At 49.5% G+C, this 18,890-nt stretch carries 16 protein-coding genes and 1 riboswitch; of the genes, 15 read left to right on the top strand and 1 reads right to left on the bottom strand.

Annotated elements, in window-relative coordinates; translation table 11 throughout:
* The first annotated feature begins 4 nt into the window (after positions 1-4).
* From HDCHBGLK_RS15625 to HDCHBGLK_RS19050, 15 genes are all read left to right on the top strand, one after another.
* Positions 5-838, top strand: a complete 834-nt coding sequence (locus tag HDCHBGLK_RS15625; protein ID WP_039909557.1) for an NAD(+)/NADH kinase — start codon at positions 5-7, stop codon at positions 836-838.
* A 4-nt stretch (positions 839-842) separates the two neighbouring features.
* Positions 843-1,292, top strand: coding sequence for an arginine repressor (gene argR / locus HDCHBGLK_RS15620; RefSeq protein WP_004605984.1), 450 nt, complete (start codon positions 843-845; stop codon positions 1,290-1,292).
* Positions 1,293-1,300: 8 nt separating this feature from the next.
* Positions 1,301-2,974 (top strand): DNA repair protein RecN, encoded by a 1,674-nt coding sequence (gene recN / locus HDCHBGLK_RS15615; protein ID WP_004605985.1) that lies wholly within the window; start codon positions 1,301-1,303, stop codon positions 2,972-2,974.
* Between the two features lie 85 nt (positions 2,975-3,059).
* On the top strand, positions 3,060-4,130 hold the full coding sequence (spoIVB, locus tag HDCHBGLK_RS15610) for a SpoIVB peptidase (protein ID WP_004605986.1): 1,071 nt from the start codon (positions 3,060-3,062) through the stop codon (positions 4,128-4,130).
* A 113-nt stretch (positions 4,131-4,243) separates the two neighbouring features.
* Positions 4,244-5,035, top strand: a complete 792-nt coding sequence (spo0A, locus tag HDCHBGLK_RS15605) for a sporulation transcription factor Spo0A (protein ID WP_004605987.1) — start codon at positions 4,244-4,246, stop codon at positions 5,033-5,035.
* A gap of 64 nt (positions 5,036-5,099) precedes the next feature.
* Entirely contained in the window at positions 5,100-6,536 is a 1,437-nt protein-coding gene (gene glgA, locus HDCHBGLK_RS15600) for a glycogen synthase GlgA (protein WP_009248492.1), read from the top strand.
* A gap of 41 nt (positions 6,537-6,577) precedes the next feature.
* Complete coding sequence (gene metF, locus HDCHBGLK_RS15595; protein WP_039909492.1) at positions 6,578-7,447, top strand: methylenetetrahydrofolate reductase [NAD(P)H]; 870 nt, start codon at positions 6,578-6,580, stop codon at positions 7,445-7,447.
* Positions 7,448-7,458: 11 nt separating this feature from the next.
* Positions 7,459-8,106, top strand: coding sequence for a hypothetical protein (locus HDCHBGLK_RS15590; protein ID WP_004605990.1), 648 nt, complete (start codon positions 7,459-7,461; stop codon positions 8,104-8,106).
* A gap of 49 nt (positions 8,107-8,155) precedes the next feature.
* On the top strand, positions 8,156-10,543 hold the full coding sequence (locus tag HDCHBGLK_RS15585) for a homocysteine S-methyltransferase family protein (RefSeq protein ID WP_004605991.1): 2,388 nt from the start codon (positions 8,156-8,158) through the stop codon (positions 10,541-10,543).
* Between the two features lie 135 nt (positions 10,544-10,678).
* Complete coding sequence (locus HDCHBGLK_RS15580; protein ID WP_004605992.1) at positions 10,679-12,190, top strand: 4Fe-4S dicluster domain-containing protein; 1,512 nt, start codon at positions 10,679-10,681, stop codon at positions 12,188-12,190.
* A gap of 121 nt (positions 12,191-12,311) precedes the next feature.
* The gene (gene alaS, locus HDCHBGLK_RS15575; RefSeq protein ID WP_004605993.1) at positions 12,312-14,951 is read left to right on the top strand and encodes an alanine--tRNA ligase; all 2,640 of its coding nucleotides are present in this window, start codon (positions 12,312-12,314) and stop codon (positions 14,949-14,951) included.
* Between the two features lie 200 nt (positions 14,952-15,151).
* Positions 15,152-15,231: riboswitch (glycine riboswitch) on the top strand.
* A 75-nt stretch (positions 15,232-15,306) separates the two neighbouring features.
* Positions 15,307-16,671: an APC family permease gene (locus tag HDCHBGLK_RS15570; RefSeq protein WP_039909497.1), complete on the top strand. Its 1,365-nt coding sequence runs from the start codon at positions 15,307-15,309 to the stop codon at positions 16,669-16,671.
* Positions 16,672-16,768: 97 nt separating this feature from the next.
* On the top strand, positions 16,769-16,945 hold the full coding sequence (gene rpsU / locus HDCHBGLK_RS15565; protein WP_004054229.1) for a 30S ribosomal protein S21: 177 nt from the start codon (positions 16,769-16,771) through the stop codon (positions 16,943-16,945).
* A gap of 102 nt (positions 16,946-17,047) precedes the next feature.
* Positions 17,048-17,644 carry a putative ABC transporter permease gene (locus HDCHBGLK_RS15560; RefSeq protein WP_004605995.1) on the top strand — a complete coding sequence of 199 codons (597 nt, stop codon included), beginning with the start codon at positions 17,048-17,050 and terminating at the stop codon, positions 17,642-17,644.
* A gap of 143 nt (positions 17,645-17,787) precedes the next feature.
* Positions 17,788-17,937 carry a hypothetical protein gene (locus HDCHBGLK_RS19050; protein WP_167738462.1) on the top strand — a complete coding sequence of 50 codons (150 nt, stop codon included), beginning with the start codon at positions 17,788-17,790 and terminating at the stop codon, positions 17,935-17,937.
* Between the two features lie 15 nt (positions 17,938-17,952).
* Here HDCHBGLK_RS19050 and HDCHBGLK_RS15555 read toward each other — a convergent pair whose 3' ends face one another.
* Positions 17,953-18,876: a cation diffusion facilitator family transporter gene (locus HDCHBGLK_RS15555; RefSeq protein WP_009248499.1), complete on the bottom strand. Its 924-nt coding sequence runs from the start codon at positions 18,874-18,876 to the stop codon at positions 17,953-17,955.
* Positions 18,877-18,890: the final 14 nt, after the last annotated feature.

Genomic DNA, 18,890 nt, shown 5'->3' with positions numbered 1-18,890 from the left:
CAATATGGACAGGTTTTTAATCGTTACCAATGACGGCAAAGATGTAGATCACATCATTACCAGGAAGGTAAAGGGGCTTCTGGAGACAGAAGGAAAGAAATGCGTCTTATGCCAGAAGGATGAAAAGAAGAATATCATAAAAGAATCCATACCGGAGGATATAGAATGCGCCATCGTTATCGGCGGAGACGGAAGCCTGATCGAAGTGGCAAGGCTTTTGTGGGAGAGGGATGTGCCTATTCTGGGAATCAATATGGGAACCCTTGGCTATCTTACAGAGGTGGAAGTCGGCAATATCGAGGAAGCCATCGGCCAGATCGTAAGCAATGACTATACATTTGAGGACCGGATGATGCTGGAAGGAATCTTTGAGGACGGTTCCAAGGACGTGTCTCTGAATGATATCGTGATTTCCAGGAAAGGAGAACTTCGGGTCATTCATTTCCAGCTGTATGTGAATGGGGAACTGCTCAATTCCTATGAGGCAGATGGCATTATCATCTCCACGCCCACCGGATCCACGGCTTATAATCTGTCGGCAGGCGGGCCGATCGTGGAGCCTACGGCATCCTTGATCGTGATTACCCCCATCTGTTCCCATGCGCTGAATACAAGCAGCATCGTCCTGTCTTCGGATGATGAGATTGGGATCGAGATTGGCATGGGGCGCCATGAGTCTAAGGAGGAAGTATTCACCACCTTTGACGGCGCGGATACGGTGGTACTGACCACGGGCGATAAAGTAACGGTGCGCAGATCTGAGGCGTCCACCAAGATTATGAAGTTAAGCAAAGTCAGCTTTTTAGAAACGCTACGTAGAAAGATGAAAGGAAATTAACATCATGAAAGTAAACAGACACGCAAAGATTATTGAACTGATCAATAAGCACCACATCGAGACGCAGGAAGAACTGGCTGAATACCTGAACCAGGAAGGGTTCAAGGTAACCCAGGCCACCGTGTCCAGGGATATCCGGGACTTAAAGCTTACAAAAGTCCCTTATGAGAACGGGAAGCAGCGCTATGCGGTGCATCAGAGCGCAGAGAACGGCATGAGCGAGAAGTATATCCGGGTGTTAAGGGATGGCTATGTCTCTATGGATATGGCACAGAACATTCTGGTCATCAAGACGGTAGCGGGAATGGCAATGGCAGTCTGCGCGGCGATCGATGCCATGCAGTGGAATGAAGTAGTGGGAAGCATCGCGGGCGATGATACGATCATGTGTGCCATCCGAAGCGTGGACGATACGGTAAAGGTAATGGATAAGATTAGCAAGATTGTCTTGTAGGAGGCAGTATGTTACAGAATTTACATGTGAAGAATCTGGCATTAATCGACGAGATCGAGGTGGAATTCAAGGATGGGCTTAACATCCTGACCGGGGAGACCGGGGCGGGTAAGTCCATTATCCTGGGTTCTATAAGCCTTGCCCTTGGCGGACGCTATACCAAGGATATTCTGCGCCAGGGCGCGGAGTATGGATTCGTGGAACTGACATTTCTGGTGGAAAATGAAAGCCAGCAGAAGAAATTAAAAGAAATGGATATCTATCCGGAAGAAGGAATGGTTACGCTCTCAAGGCGGCTGATGGCCGGAAGAAGCGTAAGCAGGATCAATGGAGAGACGGTGCAGATGGGGCTTCTTAAGGAGGTGTCATCTATTTTGATTGATATTCATGGGCAGCATGAGCATCAGTCTCTGCTGTACAAGAAGAATCATCTTGGCATCGTGGACGCATTTGCAAGGGAATATCTGGCAGAAGACAAGAAAAAGGCGGCACAGGCTTACAAAGCATACAAAGCCTGCGAAAAAGAACTGAAAGAGGCCATGGCGGATGAATCCCAGCGGGCCAAGGAATTATCCTTCTTAAAGTTTGAGGTGTCCGAGATTCAGGAAGCTCATCTGCTTCCCGGGGAGGATGAGGAACTGGAATCCCTGTATCGCCGGATGACGAACAGCAAGAAGATCGCGGACAGCGTAAACGAGGCGTATCTTTATACCAGCGAGGGAGGCGGCAATGCAAGCGAGGCCTTAAGCCGCGCCATCCGCGCGTTATCCGAGGCATCCGAATATGATGACAGGGCCGCGCAGCTTTATGACCAGCTGGTGGAAGTGGACAGCCTGTTGAACGACTTCAACCGGGAACTTGCGGATTACAGCAAGACCTGCGAATTTTCCGATGAAGAATTCTATGAGACGGAAAACCGTCTGAATGAAATCAACCATCTTAAGACAAAATATGGAGATACAGTGGAAAAAATACTGGATTATTGTGCCAGCCAGGAAGAACGGATCGGGATACTGGAAGATTACGACAATTATATCCTGCGGCTGAAAGACCAATGTGCCAAGGCCGAAGAGGCGCTAAGGCAGTCAACAGCCAGGCTTACGAAGATTCGAAAGAAGCAGGCCAAGATACTGGAACAGGCGATTGAAGAGGGGCTGAAAGACCTGAATTTTGAAAATGTGAAGTTCCGGATACAGTTTGAATCCACGAAGGACTATACGGCTGAAGGCATGGATGATATCGAATTCATGATCTCTTTGAATCCGGGTCAGCCGGTGAAGCCGCTGGCAGGCGTGGCAAGCGGAGGAGAACTGTCGCGAATCATGCTGGCCATCAAGGCGGTGATGGCAAAGCGGGATGAAATCGAGACGCTGATCTTTGATGAGATTGATGTAGGGATCAGCGGCAGGACCGCGCAGAAAGTCTCGGAAAAGATGGCGTTTATCGGAACGAAGCATCAGGTCATCTGTATTACGCACCTTGCCCAGATCGCTGCCATGGCAGACCATCACTACATGATCGAGAAGTCGACGAAGAAAGGCGACACAAAGACCAGCATAGAACTGCTGGATGAGAAGCGTTCCATCGAGGAACTGGCAAGGATACTGGGCGGCGCAAGAATTACGGATACAGTGGTACAAAGCGCCGTGGAGATGAAGGAACTTGCGAAACAGACAAAATAAACCAGAGTAATTTATAAAGAATTGCCACATAATAAGATAGATACCCGAGAATGGGTATCTATCTTTTTCTTGGAGGTTTTGAAGCATGAGGAAATACTGGTACCGGAGAATCTTGATCATGATCGTTACATTTACGGTTGCAGTGGGAGGAGGCTACTACCTGATTGAAGCCAAGCACAGCCAGCTGCGACAGGAAGTAAGCGCCGGGACATCATCCAGAAATATGGTGATCCCAGGAGGCATGCCCATCGGCATATATTTGGAGACTCAGGGCGTCATGGTGCTTGGCACGGACGCGGTGACAGCCATGGACGGCATGGAGTATGAGCCTGCCTCCCACCTGGTTAAGGCAGGGGATTACATCGTGGGCCTGGATGAGGAAGAAATCAGCAGCAAGTCGCAATTAGTGGATGCAATGAAGAAGATTGACAAAGATGAAGTAGTACTCAAGGTGCGCCGCTCAGAGGATCTGATCGACATCAAGCTAAAGCCGGTCAGATGCAGTTCCAAAGATTACAAGTTGGGCATATGGGTCAGGGACAATGCCCAGGGACTTGGCACCATTACATTCCTGAATGCGGACAGCCAGTTCGGGGCGCTGGGACATGGGATTCATGATGTGGATACCAATACGCTGCTGGAGATTAACGACGGCACCGTGTACGAGACCAGCATCAAAGATATCCAGAAGGGCGTAAACGGCACGCCGGGAGGGATGGAAGGAATCATAGTCTATAACAATTATAATGTGCTTGGAAGCATAACCAAGAATACGGACTGCGGCATCTTCGGAAAGATCGACCGCATTGACGCACTGTTTACAGACCAGACGCCTATGGAGACGGCATCCACAGACGAGATCGAGGAAGGGCCTGCGACAATTCGTTGCGCCGTTGAAGGAGAAGTGAAGGATTATGAGATTCATATTACAAAAGTCGACAAGCATACAGATGAGCTCAACAAAGGGCTCGTCATAGAAGTCACGGACAAGAAACTCCTTGAAGTTACAGGCGGAATCGTACAAGGCATGAGCGGAAGCCCAATCATGCAGAATGGGAAAATCGTGGGCGCGGTTACGCATGTTTTCGTCCAGGACTCTACGAAGGGATATGGCATTTTTATTGAAAATATGTTGAAAAATGTCACTTTGTCATAAATTTGTCGATTCGGGTCAAGTTTTTACGACAGCAATTTCTTGCTTTGCAATATGTCAAATTATATAATTTAAATCGACGGTTTTCATGTAAGGAAGGGAGGCAATACGTAAAAATGGGAGAGATAAACGTAGCAATAGCCGACGACAATGAGAGAATTCTAGATTTGCTTGGCGAAATTATCAGCAGCGATAAAGAATTAAATCTGGTCGGAAAGGCGAACAATGGAGAGGATGCGTACCATCTGATAAAAGAAAAGCAGCCGGATGTCGTACTGCTGGATCTGATTATGCCGAAGATGGACGGATTAAGCGTGATGGAAATGGTAGGAGGTGATAAAGACTTGAAGAAACAGCCGGACTTTATTGTCGTCACGGCAGTCGGGCAGGAGCGGATCACAGAAGATGCGTTCAGGAAAGGCGCCAGCTATTACATCATGAAGCCATTCAACAACGAGATGGTCTTGAACCGGATTAAGAACGCCAATCACCTGATACGCCATGAGATGAAGACGCAATCCGCCCAGGGGCTTAAGATGGAAGAAGCGCCCGAGGTGAATCTGGAGAACCGGGTGACGGATATGATCCACGAGATTGGCATTCCGGCGCACATTAAGGGATACCACTATCTAAGGGATGCCATTATCATGGCAGTGGAGGACATGGATGTGCTCAATGCGATCACGAAGGTACTCTATCCTACGGTGGCAAAGATGCATCAGACTACGGCAAGCAGGGTAGAGCGGGCCATCAGGCATGCCATTGAGGTGGCCTGGAGCCGTGGGAAGCTGGATACCCTGGATGACCTGTTTGGCTACACGGTCAGCAATGGCAAAGGAAAGCCGACGAATTCGGAGTTTATCGCATTGATTGCAGATACGATCAGATTGGAATATAAAAACAGATAATACTTTTCTTCTTAAAAAAAATACGCTATAATAGGTGTATATTGAAGGGTTGGGAGGAAAAGCAATGAAAAAAATACTTTTTGCGGCTTCGGAGGCGGTTCCGTTTATAAAGACAGGAGGACTTGCCGACGTTGTTGGTTCTTTACCAAAATATTTCGACAAAGAAAAATATGATGTACGGGTTATGCTGCCTAAGTACATGTGCATGAAGGAAGAATGGAAAGAAAAACTGAGTTACCATACGCATTTTTATATGGATTTAAATTGGAGAAAACAATACGTAGGAATTTTGGAATTAGAGTACGATGGAATTACGTTCTATTTTATAGATAATGAATACTATTTTAATGGATTTGCGCCATATGGCGATATGTACGCGGATATCGAGAAGTTCGCGTTCTTCTCAAAAGCGGTTTTGAGCGCCCTCCCGGTAATCGGCTTTCGGCCGGACATCATTCACTGCCATGACTGGCAGGCAGGACTAATACCGGTATATCTGGATAATTTCCGCTATGGGGATGAGTATTACCGGGGGATCAAGACGATCATGACCATACATAACCTGAAGTTCCAGGGGACATGGGATACCAAGAGGGTAAGAGATATTACGGGACTTCCGCAGTATTATTTTGCGCCTGACAAGCTGGAAGCGTACAAGGATGCCAATTACCTGAAGGGCGGCATCGTGTATGCGGACCGGATCACCACGGTGAGCAACTCCTATGCAGAAGAGATAAAGACTCCGTTCTACGGGGAGAAACTGGAGGGCCTTATGAATGCCCGCTCGAACTGCCTGTCCGGCATTGTGAACGGAATTGACTATGAAGATTACGACCCTGCCACGGATACCCACATCGAGAAAAACTATACATGTGACAGTTTCCGGAGGGAGAAGATAAAGAATAAGATCGCGCTTCAAAAGGAATTGAACCTGGAGCAGGATCATCACATTATAATGCTTGGAATCGTGTCCAGGCTCACGGATCAGAAGGGGTTTGACCTGATCGCCTATGTGATGGATGAACTTTGCCAGGATGCAGTTCAGATCGTGGCGCTTGGAACAGGAGATGAAAAGTACGAAAATATGTTCCGGCATTTTGCATGGAAATATCCGGGCAAGGTATCGGCGAATATCTATTATTCAGAGGCTTTGTCCCATAAGATATACGCTTCCTGCGACGCATTCCTGATGCCGTCTCTGTTCGAGCCTTGCGGCTTAAGCCAATTGATGAGCCTTCGTTACGGCACCGTGCCGATCGTCAGGGAGACCGGCGGGCTCAAGGATACGGTAGAGCCATACAATGAATATGAAAAGACCGGCACAGGATTCAGTTTCATGAACTATAATGCCCATGAGATGCTGGCAACGATCCGCTATGCGGAGCGCATTTACTATGATAAGAAGCGTGACTGGAACAAGATTGTGGAACGCGGCATGAATCAGGATTTCTCATGGAAGAATTCCGCAAAGCAATATGAGGAATTATACGATGGCATTTAAGAAGTATGGGATTAGAAAGATACGAAAAGAGGAGCATTGACATGAAGATAAGAGATATACTGAAAGATAACTCTCCCCATGTATCCTTCGAGGTATTTCCGCCTAAGACGGATGCCGGCTATGAAGGAGTGAGAGCGGCAACGGAGAAGATCGCGGCGCTTAGGCCCTCTTTCATAAGCGTGACTTATGGAGCGGGCGGAGGCACCAGCAGAAATACGGTTAGGATTGCCTCGCAGATCAAGAACGACCTTGGCGTTACAAGCCTGGCCCATCTTACCTGCGTATCGTCCACCAAGGATGAGGTGCACGGGGTGATCGGGCAGTTAAAAGAGCAGGGCATTGAGAATATTCTGGCACTTAGGGGCGATATTCCGGCGGACGGGGAGTTCCCTCTGCCAAACCATTACAGATACGCCTGCGAGCTGGTAGAGGATATTAAGAGCCAGGGGGATTTCTGCATTGGAGCGGCATGCTATCCGGAAGGACATGTTGAGGCGGCTCATAAGAAAGACGATATTATGAATCTGAAGCACAAGGTGGACTGCGGGGTGGATTTCCTCACGACACAGATGTTTTTCGACAATAATATCCTGTATAATTTCTTATACCGGATCCGGGAAAAAGGGATCACGGTTCCGGTGCTTCCAGGCATCATGCCGGTTACCAGTGCAAAGCAGATGAAGCGCATCTGCGATCTGTCCGGTACCGTCCTGCCTGAGAGATTCCGCGCGATCCTGGACCGCTTCGGGGAGGATCCGGATGCGATGAAGCAGGCAGGGATCGTATATGCCACGGATCAGATAATTGACCTGATAGCAAATGGGTTGAACCATATACATATTTACTCCATGAATAAGCCGGAAGTAGCAGAGGCGATCATCGGCAATCTTTCTACAATTATAAAGGCATAGAGGGCAGGAAAATGGATGCAAGGGCGAAGGAAGCAGTTCGTTACTTGGGATATGGAAGGCATGCGGTAGATGATCACACGCTTGCGCTGGTGGATAGTTCCTTCGTGGAACTGGAAGAGGCGGCGGGCAGAAGAATCATCTATCGCATTTTTGACTTGGATTTCCAGGACGACGGCTGCATACAGATCGGACAGATGAATATTGAAAGCAGGAATCTCGGGAAGAATATGAACGGATGCGAGAAGGCGATCGTTCTGGGGGCAACTTTGGGTGCCCAGGTGGACATGCTGATGCGAAAATATGCCCTGGCAGATATGGCAAGGGTAGTCACGCTGCAGGCCTGCGCCACTACGATCCTGGAGGAATATCTGGATGACTGGCAGGGAAAGATGGAAGAAGAGATGGCGGGGGAAGGTCTTTATCTAAGGCCCAGGTTCAGCCCCGGGTATGGCGACTTCTCCATCGGGCATCAGGAAGAGATTCTTCGGATGTTGGATGCCGCCAAGACCATCGGGCTTACGATGACGGCAGGAGGCATGCTGACCCCCATGAAGTCTGTGACGGCGGTGATCGGCCTTAGCAGGATCAAGGCGCCATGCCATATCAAGGGATGCGAAGCCTGTGAAAAGACAGACTGCATATACCGGAGATATTCATAGACGAGACAAGAACAGACAGAGAAGATAAGAGCGCAAAAGGAGCAGACAGATGATATTAGAACGACTGGGAAAAGAACTACTATATTTTGACGGAGGAATGGGCACCCTGCTTCAGTCTAAGGGTCTGAAGCCCGGCGAGCTTCCGGAAGTATGGAATATCGAGCACGCGGACGAGGTGGTGGATATCCACCGTCAGTATTTTGAAGCCGGAAGCGATATCGTGCTGGCCAATACGTTTGGCGCCAACGCATTGAAGTTCCACGATGCCTCCTATGATTTAAAAGAGATTGTCAATGCGGCGATCGAAAATGTCAAGAAAGGCGCTTCCCTGGGGGCAGACGCTGGCAGGAGGACTTATACGGCGCTGGATGTGGGGCCCACCGGAAAACTGTTAAAGCCCATGGGAGACTTGGGATTTGAGGATGCCTATGAGGCCTTCCGGGAAGTAATGAAGTATGGGGAAGAGGCGGGAGCCGATCTGATCCATATTGAGACTATGAGCGATACCTACGAGGTTAAGGCGGCCGTGCTGGCAGCGAAAGAAACTACGGATCTTCCCGTATTTGCCACGATGATCTTCGATGAGAAGGGCAAGCTTCTGACCGGAGGCGATGTGCCATCCGTTGTCGCCCTGCTGGAAGGCCTTCGGGTGGATGCGCTTGGAATCAATTGTGGAATGGGGCCAGAGCAGATGCTTCCCATTCTGGAAGAGATTCTTGCCTATACGTCCCTTCCCGTCATTGTCAAGCCCAATGCAGGGCTTCCGAAGCAAAAGGATGGACAGGTCTATTATGACGTGGATCCGGATCAGTTCGCCCAGACGATGGAAAAGATTGTCCATATGGGAGCCTGCGTCATTGGAGGCTGCTGTGGGACGACGCCCGGGCATATCCGCGCCATGGTCGAAAGAACGAAAGGACTGTCCGTTATCCTTCCATCCCACAAAGATCTGACCATCGTATCTTCTTACGGGAAGGCGGTCATGCTGGGAGAGAAGCCGGTCATCATCGGAGAGCGGATCAATCCTACCGGGAAGAAGAAGTTCAAGCAGGCGCTAAAGGATCATGATCTGGATTATATCCTGAAGGAAGGAATCACGCAGCAGGATAAGGGCGCCCACATATTAGACGTGAATGTGGGGCTGCCGGATATCGACGAGGCTGCCATGATGCAGGAGGTAGTGACACAGCTCCAAAGCGTGACCAGCCTGCCGCTCCAGATTGATACCGTTGACGCAAAGGCTATGGAAACTGCCATGCGGATCTACAATGGAAAGCCTATGGTAAATTCCGTCAACGGGAAGAAGGAATCTATGGATGAGGTATTCCCGCTGATTCGGAAGTATGGCGGCGTAGTGATCGGCCTTACCATTGACGAGGATGGTATTCCCCAGACAGCAGAAGGCAGAGTCAAGGTAGCAGGAAAGATCATTGAAGAGGCCGGAAAGTACGGGATAGACAAGAAGGATATCGTGATTGACGTGCTTGCCATGACCATCAGTTCGGAGCCGGAAGGAGCGAAAGTGACCCTGGATGCCTTAAAGGGCGTCAGGGAGGCTTACGGCGTCCGCACGGTTCTGGGCGTATCCAACATATCCTTTGGGCTTCCGTACCGGCCTGCGATCAATTCCAACTTTTATACCATGGCCATGCAGAACGGGCTGAGCGCGGGGATCATCAATCCCTCCTCAGAGGATATGATGCGTTCCTACTATTCCTTCTTGGCGCTTATGAACTATGACAGCAACTGCGAGGCTTATATCCGCCAGTATGGAAGCCAGCCTGTACCTCCTGCGGCATCCTCAGGTTCCAGGATGACCCTTAAGGAGGCCATTGAAAAGGGTCTCAAGGAAGAAGCGCACCATGCGACGCGGACGCTTCTAAAAGAGCAGGAGCCGCTTTCCATTATCAACCAGTATCTGATTCCGGCCCTGGACGTCGTGGGAAAAGGATTCGAGAAGGGAACCATCTTCCTTCCGCAACTTCTGATGAGCGCGGATGCAGCCAAGATCGCCTTTGCGGTGTTAAAAGACGAACTGGCGAAAAGCGGCGGGGATATGGAGAAAAAGGATAAGATCATTCTGGCCACAGTCAAGGGAGACATCCATGATATTGGCAAGAATATCGTGAAGGTGCTGCTGGAAAACTATAGTTTTGATGTGATTGATCTGGGAAAGGATGTCCCCCCTAAGACGATCGTGGAGACGGCCATCAAGGAAGAGGTAAGCCTGGTGGGCTTAAGCGCCCTTATGACCACCACTGTGACCAGCATGGAAGAGACGATCCGGCTGCTGCGGAAGCATAAGCCGGACTGTAAAGTCATGGTTGGCGGAGCCGTGCTGAACCAGGATTATGCGGATATGATCGGAGCGGACTTCTATGGCAAGGACGCCATGCAGTCCGTCTATTATGCCCAGCGCTTTTTCGGGCATGAATAGCCAGAACAAGATATTCATGCTGTAAAATTTTGTAAGATTGTATGGAATCCTGAACATGAAAACGTATTGACATTTTTTTGTCAATTAATTATAGTATTACCTGAATCTACGAAAGTTTAGGAGGGAGTTCGGCTTATGATGAGAGGAATCGATACGACCGTCAGAAGATTAAGAAGAAGAGTATTCGAGGAAGTGGCAAGGCTTGGATTTAAAGCCAACGCTGACACGCTGAATGACGATATGGAAGCCATTCCATATAAGATGGTAAATGAAGAGACACAGAAATACAGAGAGAGCGTCTACCGCGCCCGTGCGGTCGTGCGCGAGCGTCTCCGGCTTGCCATGGGACTATCCCTGCGCCCGGAGAATAAGCCAGTACACCTGACCGCCGGCGTGGAGGCCAGCAATATATCCGACAAATATTATGAGCCCCCGCTTATGCAGGTAATTCCTTCTGCCTGCGAGGCCTGCGAGGAACGAGGGTACGAGGTCAGCAACATGTGCAAGGGCTGCCTCGCCCATCCCTGTATAGAGGTCTGCCCCAAAGACGCGATTTCCATGGTAGGGGGGAAATCCTACATAGATCAGGATAAATGCATCAAGTGCGGAAAGTGCAAGTCCGTCTGTCCCTACGATGCCATATCAAAGAAAGAACGTCCCTGTCAGAAGGCCTGCGGCGTAGGAGCCATCGAGTCGGACAACATGGGACGCGCCCATATCAATAATGACAAATGTGTTTCCTGTGGAATGTGCATGGTCAGTTGTCCATTTGGAGCCATTTCTGACAAGTCCCAGGTATTCCAGCTGGCAAGGGCATTGACGGAAGGGGACAAGATCGTGGCCGAGATCGCGCCTGCGTTCTACGGGCAATTCGGGGACAACATCACGCCAAGGAACTTAAAGGCCGCCCTTCACGAACTGGGCTTCTGCGAAGTGTATGAGGTAGCGCTGGGGGCGGACATCGGGGCGATAGCCGAGGCTCATCATTATGTGAATAAGGTTAGTACCGGAGAACTTCCGTTCCTGCTTACGTCCTGCTGCCCATCCTGGGCAATGCTGGCGAAAAAGCAGTTCCCGGATCTGATCGACCAAGTATCCCAGGAGTTGACGCCGATGGTAGCCACTGCCCGGACCATCAAAAAGGAACACCCGAACGCGCGGGTGGTATTCATCGGGCCATGCGCGGCCAAGAAACTGGAGGCAATGCGAAGAAGCGTCCGAAGCGACGTGGACTTCGTGGTGACCTTCGAAGAACTGCAGGCCATGTTCGATGCCAAGGATATCGACCTCAAAGAATACGAGGCAGAATCCTCCTTCCATGATGCCACCGGAGCAGGAAGAGGATACGCGGTGGCCGGGGGCGTTGCAGAGGCCATTGAAAAATGCATCAACGAATACTATCCCGGTGTGGACGTTAATATCGAGCATGCGGAAGGGCTTGCCGAGTGTAAGAAGATCCTGGCTCTTGCAAAGGCAGGCAAGATGAATGGATGCCTGATCGAAGGCATGGGATGCCCGGGCGGCTGTGTCGCGGGAGCCGGAACCAACCTCCAGGTGGCGAAGGCTCAGAAGAAGGTAAAGGAATTCGTGGCCGGCTCATCGAAGAAAATACCGTCCAAAGAATTAGAAGAAATTGAATTAAAGTAAGAATAAAGAAGCAGGCGGAGCGTTGACAAACCGCCTGCTTCTCTTTATAATTAAAACTTAGCCATACCGTTGCATTACAAGGATATGAACCATATATTGAATTAGAAAGCAGGAGGAAGTTATGCAGAAATACGGAGTAAATGAATTAAGAAAGATGTTTCTTGAATTTTTCGAGAGCAAGGGACATCTGGCAATGAAAAGTTTTTCGCTGGTGCCCCACAATGATAAGAGTCTGTTGCTGATCAACTCAGGCATGGCGCCGCTGAAGCCATATTTTACCGGACAAGAGATTCCGCCGAGCAAGCGGGTGACCACTTGCCAGAAGTGCATCCGCACCGGGGACATTGAGAATGTAGGAAAGACGGCCCGTCATGGCACGTTTTTTGAGATGCTTGGGAACTTTTCGTTCGGAGATTACTTTAAGAAGGAGTCTATCCGCTGGACGTGGGAATTCCTTACGGATGTCGTCGGACTGGATCCGGACAGGCTCTATCCCTCCGTGTATCTGGATGATGATGAGGCATGGGAGATCTGGAATAAGGACATTGGAATCCCGGCCGAGAGAATCTTCCGGTTCGGAAAGGAAGATAATTTCTGGGAGCATGGCTCAGGCCCCTGCGGACCATGTTCCGAAGTATACTATGACAGAGGGGAAAAATATGGCTGCGGCAGCCCTGACTGTACGGTGGGCTGCGAATGCGACCGTTATATGGAGATCTGGAACAATGTCTTTACGCAGTTCGACAATGATGGCAATAACAATTACACGGAATTGGAACAGAAGAATATAGATACCGGTATGGGGCTGGAACGTCTGGCCTGTATCGTGCAGGAAGTAGACTCCATGTTCGACATTGACACCATGAAAGCCTTAAGGGATCATGTCTGCCGACTGGCCCATGCCGAATATGGCAGGGATGAAGAGACGGATGTCTCCCTGCGTGTCATCACCGACCATATCCGTTCCGTAACCTTTATGATCTCTGACGGAATCATGCCTTCCAACGAGGGCCGTGGATATGTGCTAAGGCGTCTCCTGAGGCGTGCCTGCAGGCACGGAAGGCTGCTTGACATTCCGGGAGAGTTCTTGGTTGAACTGGCACAGAATGTGATTGAAGGCTCCAAGGATGGATATCCCGAACTGGAAGAGAAAAAGGAATTTATCTTCAAGGTAATTGCCAAGGAAGAAGAGCAGTTTAACAAGACCATTGATCAGGGACTGTCCATTCTGTCCGATATGGTGGCGGAGACAGAGAAAAAGGGGGAAAAGACCCTGGATGGCCAGAATGCGTTCAAACTTTATGATACCTACGGATTCCCGCTGGATCTGACGAAGGAGATCTTGGAAGAGAAGGGAATGTCTGTCGATGAAAAAGGCTTCAAAGAAGCCATGGAAATCCAGAGGAAGACAGCCCGCGAGGCCCGTGAAGTCACCAACTATATGGGGGCGGACGTGACGGTATACGAGTCCATCGATCCTAGCATTACCACGGAATTCGTCGGCTATGACAATCTTTCTTATGAGTCCGAAGTTACGGTGCTCGCCACGGATACGGAACTGGTAGACGCGCTTTCGGATGGCGAGCGGGGAACTATCTTTGTGGAGAAGACCCCGTTCTATGCCACCAGCGGCGGCCAGGAGGCGGATAAGGGAATCATCCGCACCGCGGACGGCGAATTCATCGTGGAGGATGTGGTAAAGCTTATGGGCGGCAAATTCGGCCATATCGGCCATGTATCAAAGGGCATGATAAAGGTTGGAGACAAAGCAGCGCTGGAAGTGGATACGGATAACCGGATGCTTTCTGCCAATAACCACAGCGCGACCCATCTTCTTCACAAGGCGCTGCGCATGGTCCTGGGCAATCATGTAGAGCAGGCCGGATCCTCCGTCAATGCGGACAGGCTGCGTTTTGACTTTACGCATTTTTCTGCCCTTACGGAGGAAGAATTAAAGAAGGTGGAAGCAATCGTTAATGAGCAGATCATGAACTGCCTGAACGTAAAGGTTCAGAACATGCCCATCGAGGAGGCGAAAAAGACTGGCGCGGCTGCGCTTTTCGGAGAGAAATACGGCAGCATCGTCCGCGTGGTAAGCATGGGAGACTTTTCCATCGAATTCTGCGGCGGCACACATGTGGCGAATACAGGCGTCATTACTGCCTTCAAGATTCTTTCCGAGACAGGTGTCGCAGCAGGCGTTCGAAGGATTGAGGCATTGACATCCAAAGGACTTTTAAAATATTATGACGAACTGGAAGAGAAACTTCACGAGGCAGCGAAACTGTTAAAGGCCGCCCCGGATAAACTGACAGATAAGATTTCCCATCTTCAGGCGGAAAATAAAGCGCTCCACAGCGAGGTGGAGAGTTTAAAGAGCAAGCTTGCCCAGGATGCCATGGGAGATGTGATGGACCAGGTCGTAGAGGTCAAAGGCGTCAAACTCCTTGCGACAAAGGTGGAGGATGTGGACATGAATGGCCTGCGCGACCTTGGAGACCAGCTGAAGAAAAAACTAGGCGAAGGCATCATCGTGATCGCGTCAGCAACCGACGGAAAAGTAAGCCTGATGGCCACAGCTACTAAGGGAGCCATCGACAAGGGAGCCCATGCAGGAAACCTTATTAAGGCAATTGCCGGCCTTGTAGGCGGTGGCGGCGGCGGACGCCCGAACATGGCCCAGGCTGGCGGCAAGAATCCTGCAGGCATGGATGAAGCAATCGCGAAAGCCGCAGAAGTTCTGGAAGGCCAGCTGGCGTAATAGTCTGCTCCTTGTCAGGAAAGTTACAAAAATAACTATGGTTGACAGCAAATAGGATTTCACATATACTATTTACAAATGAATATTGCCAGATGAAGTAGCGAGGAAGATTTCCGTATGTTAGCACACGGAAAACCGATGAAGCAATCAGAGAGGCTCCTAACCGCTCTGAGAAACTTTCAGGTGCCAATACCCGCTATGGATGGGACTCTGGAAAGAGCCTTTTCGATAAGGCCACCGTAGAAGTAAAACTTTCAGGTAAAAATACAGAGGGTACAGGACCATTATATGCGTGTCTTGTACCCTCTTTTTATCTGAAAAAATATTCAAAAAGGAAGCAAAGGAGATAAGAGTTATGGAAGAAAAGAAGGGACTGAAGAAGAATCTGGGCGTTGCGACTGCCATGGCGATCGTGGTTGGCTGCGTCATCGGCTCCGGCGTGTTTTTTAAGCCGCAGGCCATCTACACAGCTACAGGAGGGGCGCCGGGACTCGGCATGATTGCCTGGATCATCACCGGGCTTGCAAGCATTGCGGCGGCGCTTACCTTCGCGGAGGTGGCTATCATGATTCCAAAGACCGGAGGAATGGTGGCGTATCTGGAAGAAATCTACAATCCGGTGGTAGGATTCCTGGCAGGATGGGTACAGACCATATTGTTCTACCCGGCCATGACGTCTGCCCTGGCAGTTGTATGCGCCCAGCAGGCGGCACTGTTTATCGGCGATGGCTTCACGGTGCCCCTTGCGATTGGCATTATTATCCTGATCATCTTTTTAAATAGCCTGGGCTCAAAGGTAGGCGGCAGCGTGCAGATCATCTTTACCGTCTGCAAATTGATTCCTTTGATTCTGCTGATGATATTCGGATTCGTAAAAGGTGGCGGGGCGAACCCGATCTTTACGCCGATGGTGGGAGACGGACTTAGCCCGGCGGTTGTCCTTGGACAGCTGATGGTTGCCATCCTGTTTGCTTTTGAAGGCTGGACCAATGTAGGCGCCATTGCCGGGGAGATGAAGAATCCGGGAAGGGATCTTCCCATTGCAATCGTTGGCGGCGTATCCGTGATCATGGGCGTCTACTTTATTATCAACATCTCTTACCTCTGGGTTCTTCCGGCAAACGAGCTGGCGGGAATGACAGCGCCTGCTTCTGCAGTAGCCCTGAAGATCTTCGGAGATGTGGGAGGCAAGATCGTTTCCGTCGGCATCATGATATCCGTGTTTGGCGCCTGCAACGGATTTGTATTATCCGGCTCCAGAGTGGCATATTCCCTGGCGGAGGAAGGCAATTTCCCCTTCAGCAAATCTCTGGCAAGGCTGAATAAGGCGCAGGTTCCAACCAACTCCATCATCCTGGTAGGAGGAATCAGCTGCATTTATGCAATCAGCGGGCAGTTCAACCTGCTGACGGACCTTGCCGTATTTTCCAGCTGGACCTTCTATACGCTTACCTTTGTCGGCGTTATGAAACTGAGAAAAGACCGTCCTGATGCGGTCAGGACTTATAAAGTACCGCTGTATCCGGTGGTGCCATTGATCGCGATCGTAAGCGGAATCTACGTGATCATTAACCAGATATTCATGTCCGGGCTGCAGTCAACGCTGCTGTCCGCAGGCAGTATCGCAGTGACGCTGATCGGCCTCCCGGTCTATATGGCAGTCAGCAAACGGAAGTCAGTAAATAATATCGTGGAAAATGATGAAAAAATATTGACGTAGAGGAAATATGTGCTATAATCTTATGTAGTGCAATAAAAATACCCGAACAGTCGTATGATGCACAATATAGGACTGGAGGGAGGTTAGGTGTGAGACTATGTCAAATGTAATCGTTAAAGAGAACGAGACGTTAGATAGCGCTTTACGCAGATTCAAAAGAAACTGTGCGAAAGCTGGCATTCAGCAGGAGATTCGTAAGAGAGAACATTACGAAAAGCCAAGCGTAAGACGTAAGAAAAAATCTGAAGCTGCTAGAAAACGTAAGTATAACTAATATGTGCAATAAATAGAGTGTTGGACGATTCAACACTCTATTTTTATGTAATAGGAAATTGCGTTTCCTATCGTTGCACGTTTTTTCTATAAGGAGACTATTATGTGGTGGAACAAGGTGATATTTGGATGGAGTGCTTATCATGTGGTGCTTTGGTTTCTGGTCTATAGCATTATGGGCTGGATTGTGGAATCTATCTATATGTCAGTCTGTAATCGCAAGCTGACCAACAGAGGATTTGCAAAAGGGCCTTACTGCCCGATATATGGAGTAGGGGCGCTGACGGTATTCTTTGTATTACGGCCATACAGCCAGAATCCTTTCACGCTGTTCGTTCTGGGAATGGTGCTGGCTACGGCTATCGAATTTCTGACCGCATTGATCATGAATAAGATATTCGGTGAGATCTGGTGGGATTACAAGGAGAAGCCGTGCAATTATAAAGGAATTATCTGTATGGAAAGTTCGATAGCCTGGGGATTCTATACGCTTATGCTGTTTTTCTTCCTGCATAACGTTGTGGTAGATCTGGTGGATGCCATTCCGGTCATTGCCGGAAGAATTGGCGGAACGCTTATTATCGCATTGTATATCTGCGACTTCTTCCATACCATGTATCAAGAGAAGAAGGATGACATCCCGGACAAGGTCTGGGAACTGAAAGACAGTTTCAGAAGCCTGTTTTCCAAAGAATCATAAAAAAGTATTGACCTTTCAGAAATGGGAGTATATACTGGAAGCGTTAAAGGCGAGGGTGTCGTATCATGGATACGGCGCCCTTTTTGTATTTGGATTCTGGACAATGACCTGAGTAAAAGCATGAGGTGCTGAGCAGGCATGCCTTGATCACAGCCATTGGAGACAAGGTGAACCGGATGATCCCGCCGCTGACTGTAACGAAAAGGCAGGTAGATGAATTGATGGCGATCATGAAAGAGTCTATCAGCACGGCAGTAAAAAAGTACTGTGAAAAAGGCCAAAAATCCGCCTAGGATTCCGTCATTTCCTTAGACTTCCGTCTCGTCATTGTATTCAATGTCAGGAAGCAGTTCGAAATAAAAATCCTGGTACTCTTTGGAGAGGGCCTGTATGATGAATTTCTGCACGATGCGGAACCGGGAGATGGAGACCTCATCGCGGTCAAAAGTAATATAGACGCTGATCCATAATTTACGCCCTGTCCGAACGATGTCGAAGTAGAGCTTGTCGTAGCCGTAGGCATCCAGTATCGGCGTTATAATGTCTTTGATATTCTGCACCGTCTCTTCTTCGGGCGGCAGAAGGAACAGGTCTCTAAGGCCGGTTGTCACGGCGCGTACCGGCACCGGGAGCATGAAGATGGAAAGGATGATGGCGATGGCCTGGTCGAGATATTTGGTAAGGGGAACAAACCATTCGGCCTGGATGATCAGAGGGAGAAAGAAAGCGGCAGACATCCCTAAGGATGCCACCGCGTCAATCTTCCATTCCTGAATCTCCATGGTGACGATAGGCGAAGTAAGATCCGCGTTCATACGCCTTAAAAGAAGGATGACGATAAAACTGATCACGGTAGCAGCAAGTTCAAAATAAGCCACTGCGGAAAAGTTCACGTGCCGGCCACCGTGAAGGATGATCTGGATATTATTTACAATCAGGCCTACGGTTACGGCAACCATGATGGCGCCCCTTACGACGACAAACAGGGATTCAATCTGCAGATAGCCAAAGGGGCGGCTTTCGTTGGAAGGCTTATAAAGCAAGGGAACCAGAGACAAGGATACGAAGATCATCAAAAGTTCCACGCCGTCGTAGACGGCATCCAGAAGGACAGCCTGGGAACTGGTATAGATTGCCATGAGCAATTCCAGTCCAACGAAGACGGTGCTGCCGGTCAGGGATATTTTTAAGGCTGATTTTTCGGATTTTTGCTTTAACTGGCTTGAGTGCATGATCATTCTCCTTT

It is taken from the genome of [Clostridium] scindens ATCC 35704, from assembly GCF_004295125.1.
Classification (GTDB): domain Bacteria; phylum Bacillota; class Clostridia; order Lachnospirales; family Lachnospiraceae; genus Clostridium_AP; species Clostridium_AP scindens.
The sequence above is the reverse complement of the archived record's forward strand: the minus strand, read 5'-3'. Positions and strand labels throughout refer to the sequence as shown.

Coding starts and splice junctions, on each gene's coding strand:
- HDCHBGLK_RS15570 (WP_039909497.1), top strand. CDS start 15,307: ATGGAAGAAAAGAAGGGACTGAAGAAGAATCTGGGCGTTGCGACTGCC.
- HDCHBGLK_RS15585 (WP_004605991.1), top strand. CDS start 8,156: ATGATATTAGAACGACTGGGAAAAGAACTACTATATTTTGACGGAGGA.
- HDCHBGLK_RS15555 (WP_009248499.1), bottom strand. CDS start 18,876: ATGCACTCAAGCCAGTTAAAGCAAAAATCCGAAAAATCAGCCTTAAAA.
- metF (WP_039909492.1), top strand. CDS start 6,578: ATGAAGATAAGAGATATACTGAAAGATAACTCTCCCCATGTATCCTTC.
- argR (WP_004605984.1), top strand. CDS start 843: ATGAAAGTAAACAGACACGCAAAGATTATTGAACTGATCAATAAGCAC.
- alaS (WP_004605993.1), top strand. CDS start 12,312: ATGCAGAAATACGGAGTAAATGAATTAAGAAAGATGTTTCTTGAATTT.
- recN (WP_004605985.1), top strand. CDS start 1,301: ATGTTACAGAATTTACATGTGAAGAATCTGGCATTAATCGACGAGATC.
- HDCHBGLK_RS15560 (WP_004605995.1), top strand. CDS start 17,048: ATGTGGTGGAACAAGGTGATATTTGGATGGAGTGCTTATCATGTGGTG.
- spo0A (WP_004605987.1), top strand. CDS start 4,244: ATGGGAGAGATAAACGTAGCAATAGCCGACGACAATGAGAGAATTCTA.
- rpsU (WP_004054229.1), top strand. CDS start 16,769: ATGTCAAATGTAATCGTTAAAGAGAACGAGACGTTAGATAGCGCTTTA.
- HDCHBGLK_RS15590 (WP_004605990.1), top strand. CDS start 7,459: ATGGATGCAAGGGCGAAGGAAGCAGTTCGTTACTTGGGATATGGAAGG.
- HDCHBGLK_RS15625 (WP_039909557.1), top strand. CDS start 5: ATGGACAGGTTTTTAATCGTTACCAATGACGGCAAAGATGTAGATCAC.
- spoIVB (WP_004605986.1), top strand. CDS start 3,060: ATGAGGAAATACTGGTACCGGAGAATCTTGATCATGATCGTTACATTT.
- HDCHBGLK_RS15580 (WP_004605992.1), top strand. CDS start 10,679: ATGATGAGAGGAATCGATACGACCGTCAGAAGATTAAGAAGAAGAGTA.
- glgA (WP_009248492.1), top strand. CDS start 5,100: ATGAAAAAAATACTTTTTGCGGCTTCGGAGGCGGTTCCGTTTATAAAG.